Genomic DNA, 11,967 nt, shown 5'->3' with positions numbered 1-11,967 from the left:
CTTATTGCCCTAGCTTCAGGCGAGCAGTTTCGCCACTGGTGAAAGGTGCCACATCAACCGGCTGACCGTTGTAGCTCACTTGCGCGCCGCGAGCAAAGCCCAGGCGCAGGGTCAGCGGCGGCTTGCCATTGACGTCGAGGCTGTCGCCTTTTTTCTTGAGTCCGCTCATCAGCACTTTGCCGTTGCCATCGGTGACCTGGGTCCAGCAATCGTTGACAAACTGAACCTGAACGCGGCCGGCACCTGCCGGTACGGGCGCCGCGTCAGCCGCTGCACTCGTTGCGGTATTGACGGGTGCGGTGGTCGCAGGCGTTGGCGCCACGGTGGTGACCGGCGCGGTTGGGGTCGACGTGGTATGTGCAGGTGCTACCGGCGCGGTAGTCGATGTGCCGTGTGGAACAGCAGCGCCTGTGACCGTGCCCGTGTTGGTGGATGCACTGCTGGATGCAGCAGGGGCTTCAGGCGCGGACGCAGGCTCGGCGTTGTTCAACGGCAGCGCGGTCTGGCCTTGAGCGACAGCTTGATCTTCCGGCTCGTCGAGCGGATGGATCTGGGTGGTGCCGTCGGCGCTTTCGACTTCGACGTGCTCCATGCCCAGATTAGTCGGTTCCTTGCCAAGCAGCGTGGCTTGATCCTGCCACCACACGAAGCCGCCCCCGATCAAGGCAATGAGCAGCAAGAGGCTGACGATGCGCAGGATATTGTGAGACAGCCGTACTGGCTCTTCGATTCGGCCCAGCGCATGAACGCTGCTGCCCTTGCCGTCGGTGCCGGTGTACTGATCGAACGCATTGACCAATGCAGCTTGATCAAGGTCAAGCAGCTTGGCGTACGCGCGGACATAGCCGCGGGCAAAGGTATGGCCGGGGAGCTTGTCGAAATCGCCCGCTTCCAGATGAGTCAGGGAAGCCACGGTGAGGTTGAGCCTCAACGCCACATCTGGCAGCGACCAGTTCTTGCTCTCGCGGGCCTGTCGCAATGTTTCGCCTGGGTTCGTGCGAGTGGCTGCTACAACTTCGGGATGCGCCGCTTTCATCATTGCTCCGACAGGTATTGCTGATATTCCGGCGTACCGGGATAGAGTCTTTTTAGAAGCAGCCCATAGCTGGCTGCCTTGTTGCGATCATCAAACACCTTCGCCAGCCGCGTGCCGAGCAACAGGCTCCGCGCATTCTGCTCGCTCAACTGGCTGAAACGCTCGTAGTAATCGCGTGCCGGCACATAATGCCTGTCTTCGTACGACAACTCAGCCATTTCCAGCAACGCGCGTGGCTGCTGACGATCGAGGCGCAGGGCTTTGTCGAAATGCTCACGGGCGGTGTCGCGATCCCCAAGCATCACAGCCGTCATGCCGAGGTTTTCGAACACTCGGGCGCGCTCGGCGTAGAGATTATCCTCGGCGGCCTGCTCGAAGCGCTCGTAGGCGTCCTTGTAACGCTTCTGCTGGTAAAGAAAGCTGCCGTAATTGTTGAGAATTCGCGCGTCTTTGGAACGTGCCGACAACGCTTTTTCGTAATACTGGTTCGCCAGTTCCGGTTCCATCTCGGCCTGGAACACCAGCGCCAGCGCAGCATTGGCATCCGCATCAGAGCCGTTCAGCTCAAGCGCTTTTTTCAGAGGCGCCTTCGCACGCTCCATCTGGCCCTGCTGAAGATAGCCCAAACCCAATTGCACGTAAGCCTGACGAGCTTCCTCACGCCCCTTGCTGGTACTCAGCGGATCGACGTTGCCGGTAGACACACAACCGACCAGCAGCGTGGCAAAACAGAGCAGCAGCGCAACGCGCAGGGACATAGAGATCCTCTCAGTCAAATTCGCATTCAATTGCGAGCGGAAGCGACCTGCACCACGTCGGCATCGGCACTGAGCTCTCGCACAGCGATATAGCGCTCGCTGCGACGGGTGCGGTCCATGACCTGCCCGACCAACTGGCCGCAGGCAGCATCGATGTCCTCACCGCGCGTGGTACGCACGGTGACGTTGAAGCCGGCTTGATGCAGCAGATCCTGGAAACGACGGATTGCGTTGTTGCTGGGGCGTTCGTAGCCCGAATGCGGAAACGGGTTGAACGGGATCAGGTTGACCTTGCACGGCGTGTCCTTGAGCAGCTCGATCATCTCGATCGCGTGCTCAGGCCTGTCGTTGATGTCCTTGAGCAGCGTGTACTCGATGGTCAGCACGCGCTTTTCGCCCAGCGCAGCCATGTAGTTGCGGCAGGACTCGAGGAGCATCTTCAGAGGGTATTTTTTATTGATCGGCACCAGCTGGTTTCGCAGCGCGTCATTGGGCGCGTGCAACGAAAGGGCCAGCGAAACGTCGATGTGCTTGGACAGCTCATCGATCATTGGCACCACGCCGGAGGTGGACAGCGTCACGCGGCGCTTGGAAATGCCATACCCCAGGTCATCCATCATCAGATGCATGGCGGCAATGACATTGTCGAAGTTCAGCAATGGCTCGCCCATCCCCATCATCACCACGTTGGTGATGGCACGGTCGATGGTAGCCGGGACACTGCCAAAAGATTTGTTGGCAATCCACACCTGGCCAATGACTTCGGCGGCGGTGAGGTTGCTGTTGAAGCCTTGTTTGCCGGTGGAGCAGAAGCTGCAGTCCAGCGCACAGCCCGCCTGCGACGAGACACACAGCGTGCCGCGTTTGCCTTGCGGAATATAGACGGTCTCGACGCAGCTGCCGGACTCGACACGGACGACCCATTTACGGGTGCCGTCGGTGGAGATGTCCTCGCTGACGACTTCTGGACCGCGAATTTCGGCACGGCTCTGCAGCTTTTCGCGCAGGGCCTTGCCGACATTCGTCATGGCGTCGAAGTTATCGACGCCAAAGTGGTGAATCCACTTCATGACCTGACCGGCACGGAAGCGTTTCTCCCCGATAGACTCGAAGAATTTTTCCATTTCCAGCCGGGTCAAACCCAACAGGTTGATTTTGCCAGTTGATTCAGTCATGGATTCACCCTCACTCGCAGCAATAGCTTAGCGAGTGGTTACCTCGGTAGCAGCGAAGAAGTACGAGATTTCACGAGCAGCAGCGGCTTCGGAGTCGGAGCCGTGAACAGCGTTGGCGTCGATGGAATCAGCGAAGTCAGCGCGGATGGTGCCGGCAGCAGCTTCTTTAGGGTTGGTAGCGCCCATCAGCTCGCGGTTCAGAGCGATAGCGTTTTCGCCTTCCAGAACCTGCACGACAACCGGGCCGGAGATCATGAATGCAACCAGATCACCGAAGAAACCACGGGCGCTGTGCTCAGCGTAGAAACCTTCTGCTTCGGCCTTGGACAGTTGCTTCAGTTTCGAAGCGACAACGCGCAGACCGGCTTTTTCGAAACGGGTGGTGATTTCGCCGATGACGTTTTTGGCAACAGCATCAGGCTTGATGATCGAGAAAGTACGTTGAACAGCCATGGTGTAACTCCAGAAGCAGTGATTATTGCGAAAAATTAAACCCGCGAATTATACGCGGGTTTGATGTTATTGCCTAACGTGCAAATCTGATCAGTCGATTTCGCCGGCCCAGAGCGTCTGGACCGCCTCCAGCACTTTCTCGCCGACGCGGCCAGAGGTGTCGTCGAAATCCGGGAGCTGCTTGATCATCAGTTGCAGCTTGGTGAACCCTACCGAATAAGGGTCAACGCCGGGGTGAGTCTCGGCGAGTTCTTCAGCGATGCGTTGTACGTCATTCCAACCGTAACTCATGACAGCTTCTCGATCAGTGCGGCGCTTCGGCAGCGTGGTTAAGCGAATATTTCGGGATCTCGACGGTGAGGTCTTCGGTGCCGACCTTGGCCTGACAGGCCAGACGGGACTGCGCTTCCAGCCCCCACGCACGGTCAAGATAGTCCTCTTCCAGCTCGTCCGCTTCTTCGAGGGAGTTGAAGCCCGCACGAATAATGCAGTGGCAGGTGGTGCAGGCGCAGACGCCACCACATGCGCTTTCGATCTCGATGTGGTGGTCGTGGGCGAGTTCCAGAATCGACTTGCCGACTTCGGCCTCGACAACCATCCCGTCCGGGCAATGCTCGGCGTGTGGCAGAAATGTAACCTGCGGCATCAGTTATTCCTCAATCTCATTCAGGTTGCGCCCTGACAGCGCGGCTTTCACCGTCGAGTCCAGGCGGCGGGCGGCGAACGCATCTGTCACCTGCGACAGACGCTTGGTCTGCTGCTCGATGGCCGGACCGTCATCGCCCTTCATCAATTCACGAAGTTCTTCCATCTGCATGTCGATCACCATGCGCTCTTCGGCATCGAGCAAGCGTTCGCCATCGGCCTGCAACGCACCTTCGACCGCTTCGAGCAAACGCTGCGCGTCGACCTGCTGCTCTCGCAGCGCGCGAGCCACCATGTCGTCACTGGCGTACTGGAACGAATCCTTCAGCATGCGGGTGATTTCACCGTCAGTCAGGCCATAAGAAGGCTTGACCTGAATGCTCGACTCAACGCCCGACGCCAGCTCGCGGGCGGACACGCTGAGCAGGCCGTCGGCGTCAACCTGAAAGGTCACGCGGATTTTCGCAGCGCCGGCGACCATCGCGGGAATGCCGCGCAGGTCAAAACGCGCCAGTGAACGGCAGTCGCTGATCAATTCACGCTCGCCCTGGAGCACGTGGATCATCATGGCCGACTGGCCGTCCTTATAAGTGGTGAACTCCTGTGCGCGGGCCACCGGGATCGTGGTGTTGCGCGGAATGACCTTCTCCATCAGTCCGCCCATGGTCTCCAGCCCCAGGGACAACGGGATCACATCGAGCAGCAACAGCTCGCCGCCATCGCGCTTGTTGCCCGCCAAGGTATCGGCCTGAATCGCAGCGCCGATGGCGACTACCTGATCGGGGTCGATCTCGGTCAACGGCTGGCGGCCAAACAGTTCGGCCACCGCTTCGCGCACTCGCGGGACGCGGGTGGAACCGCCCACCATGACCACGGCTTCGACTTCATCCAGCTCAATGCCGCAATCACGAACGGCACGACGGCAAGCTTTGAGACTGCGGGCGATCATCGGCTCGATAAGGGCATCGAATGCGCCGCGGGTGAGAACGCCCTGCCACTCGCCATGGACGACTTTCACCGAATCGGCGTCAGTCAGGGATTCCTTCGCCGCACATGCCGCCTGCATCAAGCGGCGCTGGGCAGCAGGATCGAGGTCGTCGGACAGATCGGCTTCAGCAATGATCCAGGTTGCGATGGCGTGATCGAAATCATCACCTCCCAGCGCGCTGTCGCCACCGGTGGCCATGACTTCAAACACGCCGCCGGTGAGGCGCAGGATCGAGATGTCGAAGGTGCCGCCGCCCAGATCGTAAATGGCGACCACGCCCTCTGCGTTCTGGTCCAGCCCGTACGCCACGGCAGCCGCAGTGGGCTCGTTGAGCAGGCGCAGGACGGTGAGGCCCGCCAGCTTCGCGGCGTCTTTGGTGGCCTGACGCTGAGCGTCATCGAAATAGGCGGGAACGGTGATGACCGCGCCGACCAGTTCGCCACCCAGTGTTTCTTCGGCGCGCTGGCGCAGCACCTTGAGAATGTCGGCCGACACTTCGACCGGGCTCTTAGGGCCCTGCACGGTTTCAATGAACGGCATGTGGGATTCCCCACCGGTGAAGCGGTAAGGCAACTGCCCACCCAAATGCTTCACGTCGGAGATCCCGCGCCCCATGAGGCGCTTGACGGAAATAATGGTATTCAGAGGATCTGTCGCGGCCGCACCCTTGGCCGACTGGCCTACTTCGACACGATCGGCGTGATAGCGAACGGCGGACGGCAGGATGACCTGACCGTTGGCGTCGGGGAGCGGCTCACTGATGCCGCTGCGCAGGGCAGCCACCAGCGAGTTGGTGGTGCCGAGGTCAATCCCGACAGCCAGGCGACGCTGATGAGGTTTTGGAGCTTGGCCGGGTTCGGCGATCTGCAGTAGAGCCATTGCTTTTCTGATATCACTGGCGAGCCGCCCCAGAAGGACGGCGCGGGGTTAATCGTCGAGGCGCTCTTCGAGCTGGCGCACTTCGTAGGAGAGCTTGTCGAGGAACTGCATGCGGCGCATCAGCCGTTCAGCCTGATCACGCTGTGCAGCATCGTCCCAACAGGCCGCGAAGCTTTCGTTCAGTTCTTCCTGGGCAACCTTCAGCCGGCGTTTGAATACCGCAACACCCGCCAGATCCGCGTCGTCCTGCAAATCTTCGAGTTCTTCGCGCCATTGCATCTGCTGCATCAGAAACTCGGGATCCTGCACAGTGACTTCCAGCGGAACTTCGCCCTTCAGCGCCAACAGGTAACGCGCCCTTTTCGGCGCATTCTTGAGCGTTTGGTAGGCGTCGTTCAGACTGGCGGAGCGCTCCAGCGCAACCCGTTGCTCAGCCTCAGGGGCATCGGCAAAACGGTCGGGGTGCACGCTCCGGGCAAGCTCACGGTAACGCGTCGCCAACAGGTCGAGGTCCAGATTGAAGCCCGGCTGCAGGTCGAATAAAGCAAAGTGACAAGGAGTACCCACAATAAGCCTCAGACGTTGAAGCTTTCGCCGCAGCCACATTCACCGCGCGAGTTGGGATTGTTGAACTTGAAGCCTTCGTTCAACCCTTCCTTGACGAAATCGAGCTCGGTGCCGTCAAGGTAGACCAGGCTCTTGGGATCGATGATCACCTTGACGCCGTGATACTCGAACACCGTGTCTTCGCTTTCCGGCTCATCGACGAACTCGAGCACGTAGGCAAGCCCGGAACAACCGGTCGTGCGAACGCCCAGACGAATGCCGTCACCCTTGCCGCGCCCATCGAGGGAGCGGCGTACATGGTTGGCGGCCGCTTCGGTCATGCTGATAGCCATCGGAACTCCTTACCTCACGCAAGTTACTTAAAGCAGCGGAACAGACTCTGCTCAGAGCAGGCCTTTCTTCTGCTTGTAGTCGCGAACGGCCGCCTTGATGGCGTCTTCAGCGAGCACGGAGCAGTGGATTTTCACTGGCGGCAGGGCCAGTTCTTCAGCCAGCTGAGTATTTTTGATGGTCTCTGCTTCATCCAGAGTCTTGCCCTTCATCCACTCGGTGGCCAGGGAGCTCGACGCGATGGCAGAGCCGCAGCCGTAGGTTTTGAACTTGGCGTCTTCAATGATGCCCTGCTCGTTCACCTTGATCTGCAGACGCATGACGTCGCCGCAAGCCGGCGCGCCGACCATGCCGGTGCCGACATCAGGGTCTTCCGCGTTCATCTTGCCGACGTTGCGGGGATTCTCGTAGTGGTCAATGACCTTTTCGCTGTAAGCCATGGTGCAATTCCTCATCAGTTACAACACGTCGCTCTCGCGGCACTCGGAAGCTGTTTTCAAAGTGCCGCAGGTGTGGCGACTTTGAATTAATGCGCCGCCCACTCGATCTTGGAGATGTCGACGCCGTCTTTGAACATGTCCCACAGCGGCGACAAGGCGCGCAGCTTGGTCACTGCCTCGCAGACTTTCTGCGCGGCGTAGTCGATTTCTTCTTCAGTGGTGAAGCGACCGAAGGTGAAACGGATCGAACTGTGTGCCAGCTCATCGTTACGGCCCAGGGCGCGCAGCACGTAGGAAGGTTCCAGGGAAGCCGAGGTGCACGCGGAGCCGGACGAAACCGCCAGGTCCTTGAGCGCCATGATCAGCGACTCGCCCTCTACATAGTTGAAGCTCAGGTTGAGGTTGTGCGGCACACGGGCAGTCATGCTGCCGTTGATGTACAACTCTTCCAGGTGCGCAACCTGCTGATAGAAGCGATCGCTCAAGGCTTTGATGCGAACGTTCTCGGCAGCCATGTCTTCTTTGGCCACACGGAAGGCTTCACCCATACCGACGATCTGGTGCGTCGCCAGCGTACCGGAACGCATGCCACGCTCGTGACCGCCACCGTGCATTTCGGCTTCGATGCGAACACGTGGCTTGCGGCTGACCCACAATGCACCAATACCCTTCGGACCGTAGGTCTTGTGGGCCGAGAACGACATCAGATCAACTTTGAGGTTGGCCAGGTTGATTTCAACCTTGCCAGTAGCCTGTGCTGCATCGACGTGGAAGAGCACACCGCGGGAACGGGTCATCTCGCCGATGGCAGCGATATCGTTGACCGTACCAATTTCGTTGTTGACGTGCATGATCGAGACCAGAACGGTGTCGTCGCGCATCACTGCTTCGATCATGGCCGGCGTAATCAGGCCATCTTCGGTCGGTTCGAGATAGGTGACTTCAAAGCCTTCACGCTCAAGCTGACGCATGGTGTCGAGCACGGCTTTGTGTTCGATTTTGCTGGTAATCAGGTGCTTGCCTTTGGAGGCATAGAAATGCGCAGCGCCTTTGATCGCGAGGTTGTTGGACTCGGTAGCACCGGAAGTCCAGACGATTTCGCGTGGGTCGGCATTGACCAGATCGGCAACCTGACGGCGGGCGTTCTCGACCGCTTCTTCGGCCTTCCAGCCAAACACGTGGGAGCGCGACGCCGGGTTACCGAAGTTGCCATCAACCAGAAGGCAGTCGCTCATTTTCTGCGCAACACGCGGGTCGACCGGGGTCGTCGCGGAATAATCGAGGTAAATTGGCAATTTCATTGAATATCTCCTATCGGGCAGGCGCGCCGCGCGTTCATCTGCGTTCACTCAACGGCGGATGTTTCAATCTTGTCCAGTGGCTGCGTCTTGCTACCGCAACGGCGCAGATCCTGACGTTGGGCGACTTCTTGCACTTCACGGCGAGTGACGAGGTCGGCCAGGCTGATGCCACTTAGAAACTCGTGAATTTGCTGACTGAGGTCACACCACAAGTGGTGGGTCAGACAGGTGTCACCGGCATGGCAATCACCGAGCCCCTGGCAGCGCGTCGCGTCAACCGACTCGTTGACTGCGTCGATCACCTGCGCCACCTGAATGCCCTGCATTTGACGGGCCAGCTGATAACCGCCGCCGGGCCCACGCACGCTGGAGACCAGATTGCCGCGGCGCAGCTTGGCGAACAGTTGCTCGAGGTAGGAAAGGGAAATCCCTTGCCGCTCGGAGATATCGGCCAGGGACACTGGCCCATGCTGCGCATGCAATGCCAGGTCGAGCATGGCAGTGACAGCGTATCGGCCTTTTGTAGTCAGTCGCATGACGTGTACCGCGGAGGTTCGGAATGAGGGCGAGTATGCTATTCCCGAGTATTTAAGTCAACTATAAGACCCAGCGGAACAGTCGGGATTACCCGCAAAAGCGCGGCGGCATCATAGCAAAACACGCCGGGATTGGCACATGCTCGACCTGAGGGCGCGCGCTGACTTATTCCCGGGGCGCATTAACCTCGCAACGCTCTTTCATGCAGTCGAAGACTTCCTGACGCAGCTCGGGCAGTTCTTTTTCGCGATACTCGCCGCCCAGGCTTTTCAATGCCTTGCCCATGTCCTCCACGCGCACGTCCATCGCTTGCAGGTGATCGAGCAACTGGCCGATCGCGCGTGCCACCGGATCAGGCATGTCCTCACCAACGCCATACGCATCGAAGCCGAGCTTTTCGGCGATCGCCTTGCGCTTCGCTTCGGCTTCGTCGTCAGACTTGACGATGATACGCCCCGGAATGCCCACCACCGTTGCACCCGCCGGCACAGGCTTGGTCACCACCGCATTAGAGCCGACCTTTGCCCCGGCGCCCACGGTGAACGGTCCGAGCACCTTGGCGCCCGCGCCGACAACCACGCCGGACTCCAAAGTAGGATGGCGCTTGCCCTTGCTCCAGCTGGTGCCGCCCAGGGTCACGCCCTGATAGAGCGTCACGTCATCGCCAATCTCGGCGGTCTCGCCGATCACAATGCCCATGCCGTGATCGATGAAAAAGCGCCGACCGACTTTCGCACCCGGGTGAATCTCTATCCCGGTGAGCCAGCGACCGAAGTTGGAGACCATGCGCGCCGGCCATTTCAGTTCGTTGCGCCACAACCAGCCAGACAGCCGATGCAGCCAGATCGCGTGCATGCCGGGGTAGCAGGTCAGCACTTCAAAGGCATTTCGAGCCGCCGGGTCACGATGAAACACGCTTTGAATGTCTTCCCGCAAACGCTCGAACATTACTGATCCTTCCGCTTATAGGGTTCACCGGTGGCCGCTTTCTGGGTCTCGGTGAGGATGCCGCGCAAGATGCTCATCTCGGATCGATTGACCGCAGAGCGGCCGTACAGACGACGTAACCGCGCCATCAGGTGACGAGGCTTCTCGGGATCAAGGAAGCCAATGGCAACCAGCGTGGACTGGAGGTGCTCATAGAATTTTTCCATCTCATCCATGGTCGCCAGCTCGGTACTGCGCACCGAATTGACTTCGAACTTCTCCACCTTGCTCGCTTGACCGTCGGCCGCGAGCCAGGCCATGCGGGTTTCGTAACTCAACACCTGCACAGCGGCGGCCAGATTCAACGAGCTGAATTCCGGGTCCGATGGGATGTGTACGTGGTAATGGCAGCGCTGCAACTCTTCATTGGTGAGGCCGGCGTATTCACGACCGAACACCAGTGCGATCTCCTCGCCCAGCGCGGCGTGCTCAACGGTTTTGACGCCCGCTTCACGAGGGTCGAGCAGCGGCCAGGGAATGCGGCGGTCCCGGGCGCTAGTGCCCAACACCAGATTGCAGCCTACCAGCGCATCTTCCAGCGTCGCCACGACCTGCGCACCTTCCAGAATATCGCCCGCGCCAGACGCCCGTGCATCGGCCTCATGGTGGGGAAACATGGCGGGATCAACCAGCACCAGACGTGAAAGGCCCATGTTTTTCATGGCACGTGCGGCGCCACCGATATTTCCGGGATGGCTGGTACCGACCAGGACGACACGAATTTTTTGCAGCACTGGTGAAGTCTCGCTAGCAGGTGAAAAGGGGGACGAATGTTACAGAAGCACTTGCTGCAACGCCACGAACCTTGCGCCTCACGCGCCGGATACGCCACTAAAAGGAGACAGGGCACCCCCGACCTCGTCGCGCCAAGCCGACCGGCCGCGCGGCAAAGTCTGCACTCGCGCTGGAAATCATCCAAGAGAACCAATAGAATGGCCGGCTCTCTTTAACGACCTAGGTGATCCATCCATGCAGCCCATGCTGAATATCGCGCTGCGCGCCGCCCGCAGCGCCAGCGAATTGATTTTCCGCTCCATCGAGCGCCTGGATACCATCAAGGTCGACGAAAAAGACGCGAAAGATTACGTGACCGAAATCGATCGCGCCGCCGAGCAGAGCATCATCACCGCACTGCGCAAGGCGTATCCAACCCACGGCATCCTTGGCGAAGAAAGCGGCCTGCATGAAGGCAGCGGCGAAGGTACCGACTACCTCTGGATCATCGATCCACTCGACGGCACCACCAACTTCGTGCGTGGCGTTCCTCACTTCGCCGTCAGCATCGCGTGCAAATACCGCGGTCGCCTGGAACACGCCGTTGTTCTGGACCCGGTCCGTCAGGAAGAATTCACCGCCAGCCGTGGTCGTGGCGCTGCCCTGAACGGCCGCCGTCTGCGCGTTAGCCCGCGCAAGAGCCTTGAAGGCGCACTGCTCGGCACCGGTTTCCCGTTCCGCGAGAATCAGCTCGATAACCTCGATAACTACATGAACATGTTCCGTTCGCTGGTGGGCCAGACGGCCGGTATCCGTCGCGCCGGCGCCGCAAGCCTGGACCTGGCTTACGTGGCTGCGGGCCGTTTCGATGCGTTCTGGGAATCGGGCCTGTCGGAATGGGACATGGCCGCAGGCGCCCTGCTCATTCAGGAAGCAGGCGGACTGGTCAGCGATTTCAACGGCGGTCACGACTTCTTTGAAAAAGGTCACATCGTTGCTGGCAACACCAAATGCTTCAAAGCAGTGCTGACGTCGATCGCTCCATTTGTGCCGACTTCGCTGAAGCGTTAAGCCCAGCACGCTGTACAAGAGAACCGGCCATGTGCCGGTTTTTTTGTACCCTTGAGTTCCATGACACCGGCAACAAAAAAGCACCC

15 protein-coding genes are annotated in these 11,967 nt (G+C 59.6%); 1 reads left to right on the top strand and 14 read right to left on the bottom strand.

From position 1 onward, the window contains the following. Position 1 precedes the first annotated feature (1 nt). The 14 genes from SLW74_RS00750 to trmJ all read right to left on the bottom strand — a co-directional run bounded on the left by SLW74_RS00750 (position 2) and on the right by trmJ (position 10,830). Positions 2–1,036, bottom strand: a complete 1,035-nt coding sequence (locus SLW74_RS00750; protein WP_410927850.1) for a helix-turn-helix domain-containing protein — start codon at positions 1,034–1,036, stop codon at positions 2–4. Next, positions 1,036–1,794 (bottom strand): type IV pilus biogenesis/stability protein PilW, encoded by a 759-nt coding sequence (pilW, locus tag SLW74_RS00745; RefSeq protein WP_410927849.1) that lies wholly within the window; start codon positions 1,792–1,794, stop codon positions 1,036–1,038. Before pilW ends, SLW74_RS00750 begins: the two co-directional genes overlap by 1 nt. Positions 1,795–1,820: 26 nt before the next feature. After that, positions 1,821–2,969: a 23S rRNA (adenine(2503)-C(2))-methyltransferase RlmN gene (gene rlmN, locus SLW74_RS00740; protein WP_410927848.1), complete on the bottom strand. Its 1,149-nt coding sequence runs from the start codon at positions 2,967–2,969 to the stop codon at positions 1,821–1,823. 27 nt (positions 2,970–2,996) lie between these two features. Next, positions 2,997–3,422 carry a nucleoside-diphosphate kinase gene (ndk, locus tag SLW74_RS00735; RefSeq protein WP_007916882.1) on the bottom strand — a complete coding sequence of 142 codons (426 nt, stop codon included), beginning with the start codon at positions 3,420–3,422 and terminating at the stop codon, positions 2,997–2,999. A 90-nt stretch (positions 3,423–3,512) separates the two neighbouring features. Then, positions 3,513–3,713 (bottom strand): Fe-S cluster assembly protein IscX, encoded by a 201-nt coding sequence (iscX, locus tag SLW74_RS00730; protein ID WP_192132319.1) that lies wholly within the window; start codon positions 3,711–3,713, stop codon positions 3,513–3,515. Positions 3,714–3,726: 13 nt separating this feature from the next. Continuing rightward, positions 3,727–4,068, bottom strand: coding sequence for an ISC system 2Fe-2S type ferredoxin (fdx, locus tag SLW74_RS00725; protein ID WP_065990018.1), 342 nt, complete (start codon positions 4,066–4,068; stop codon positions 3,727–3,729). A 3-nt stretch (positions 4,069–4,071) separates the two neighbouring features. Then, positions 4,072–5,934, bottom strand: a complete 1,863-nt coding sequence (gene hscA / locus SLW74_RS00720) for a Fe-S protein assembly chaperone HscA (protein ID WP_410927847.1) — start codon at positions 5,932–5,934, stop codon at positions 4,072–4,074. Positions 5,935–5,982: 48 nt separating this feature from the next. After that, positions 5,983–6,501: a co-chaperone HscB gene (gene hscB / locus SLW74_RS00715; protein WP_065990020.1), complete on the bottom strand. Its 519-nt coding sequence runs from the start codon at positions 6,499–6,501 to the stop codon at positions 5,983–5,985. 8 nt (positions 6,502–6,509) lie between these two features. After that, entirely contained in the window at positions 6,510–6,833 is a 324-nt protein-coding gene (gene iscA / locus SLW74_RS00710; protein ID WP_065990022.1) for an iron-sulfur cluster assembly protein IscA, read from the bottom strand. Between the two features lie 51 nt (positions 6,834–6,884). After that, positions 6,885–7,271: a Fe-S cluster assembly scaffold IscU gene (iscU, locus tag SLW74_RS00705; RefSeq protein WP_062383507.1), complete on the bottom strand. Its 387-nt coding sequence runs from the start codon at positions 7,269–7,271 to the stop codon at positions 6,885–6,887. Positions 7,272–7,357: 86 nt separating this feature from the next. Next, positions 7,358–8,572: an IscS subfamily cysteine desulfurase gene (locus SLW74_RS00700; protein ID WP_065990024.1), complete on the bottom strand. Its 1,215-nt coding sequence runs from the start codon at positions 8,570–8,572 to the stop codon at positions 7,358–7,360. 44 nt (positions 8,573–8,616) lie between these two features. Further along, positions 8,617–9,108, bottom strand: a complete 492-nt coding sequence (gene iscR / locus SLW74_RS00695) for a Fe-S cluster assembly transcriptional regulator IscR (RefSeq protein ID WP_065990026.1) — start codon at positions 9,106–9,108, stop codon at positions 8,617–8,619. 166 nt (positions 9,109–9,274) lie between these two features. Then, a complete protein-coding gene (gene cysE / locus SLW74_RS00690) occupies positions 9,275–10,057 on the bottom strand; it encodes a serine O-acetyltransferase (protein ID WP_296308333.1) in 783 nt (260 codons plus the stop codon). Continuing rightward, complete coding sequence (trmJ, locus tag SLW74_RS00685; protein WP_065990030.1) at positions 10,057–10,830, bottom strand: tRNA (cytosine(32)/uridine(32)-2'-O)-methyltransferase TrmJ; 774 nt, start codon at positions 10,828–10,830, stop codon at positions 10,057–10,059. The genes cysE and trmJ overlap by 1 nt, the downstream gene beginning before the upstream one ends. A gap of 235 nt (positions 10,831–11,065) precedes the next feature. On the opposite strand from trmJ, the gene suhB reads away from it, so the two are divergent. Next, complete coding sequence (gene suhB, locus SLW74_RS00680; RefSeq protein WP_410927846.1) at positions 11,066–11,881, top strand: inositol-phosphate phosphatase; 816 nt, start codon at positions 11,066–11,068, stop codon at positions 11,879–11,881. Positions 11,882–11,967 lie beyond the last annotated feature (86 nt).

The sequence above is a fragment of the Pseudomonas sp. W5-36 genome, from assembly GCF_046540455.1.
GTDB lineage: Bacteria > Pseudomonadota > Gammaproteobacteria > Pseudomonadales > Pseudomonadaceae > Aquipseudomonas > Aquipseudomonas graminis_B.
This window is presented reverse-complemented; position numbering and strand designations above follow the sequence as displayed.

Excerpts from the sequence above, each read along its gene's own strand:
- fdx (WP_065990018.1), bottom strand. The coding sequence starts at position 4,068 with ATGCCGCAGGTTACATTTCTGCCACACGCCGAGCATTGCCCGGACGGG.
- suhB (WP_410927846.1), top strand. The coding sequence starts at position 11,066 with ATGCAGCCCATGCTGAATATCGCGCTGCGCGCCGCCCGCAGCGCCAGC.
- iscR (WP_065990026.1), bottom strand. The coding sequence starts at position 9,108 with ATGCGACTGACTACAAAAGGCCGATACGCTGTCACTGCCATGCTCGAC.
- rlmN (WP_410927848.1), bottom strand. The coding sequence starts at position 2,969 with ATGACTGAATCAACTGGCAAAATCAACCTGTTGGGTTTGACCCGGCTG.
- pilW (WP_410927849.1), bottom strand. The coding sequence starts at position 1,794 with ATGTCCCTGCGCGTTGCGCTGCTGCTCTGTTTTGCCACGCTGCTGGTC.
- iscA (WP_065990022.1), bottom strand. The coding sequence starts at position 6,833 with ATGGCTATCAGCATGACCGAAGCGGCCGCCAACCATGTACGCCGCTCC.
- iscU (WP_062383507.1), bottom strand. The coding sequence starts at position 7,271 with ATGGCTTACAGCGAAAAGGTCATTGACCACTACGAGAATCCCCGCAAC.
- SLW74_RS00700 (WP_065990024.1), bottom strand. The coding sequence starts at position 8,572 with ATGAAATTGCCAATTTACCTCGATTATTCCGCGACGACCCCGGTCGAC.
- ndk (WP_007916882.1), bottom strand. The coding sequence starts at position 3,422 with ATGGCTGTTCAACGTACTTTCTCGATCATCAAGCCTGATGCTGTTGCC.
- iscX (WP_192132319.1), bottom strand. The coding sequence starts at position 3,713 with ATGAGTTACGGTTGGAATGACGTACAACGCATCGCTGAAGAACTCGCC.
- hscA (WP_410927847.1), bottom strand. The coding sequence starts at position 5,934 with ATGGCTCTACTGCAGATCGCCGAACCCGGCCAAGCTCCAAAACCTCAT.
- SLW74_RS00750 (WP_410927850.1), bottom strand. The coding sequence starts at position 1,036 with ATGAAAGCGGCGCATCCCGAAGTTGTAGCAGCCACTCGCACGAACCCA.
- cysE (WP_296308333.1), bottom strand. The coding sequence starts at position 10,057 with ATGTTCGAGCGTTTGCGGGAAGACATTCAAAGCGTGTTTCATCGTGAC.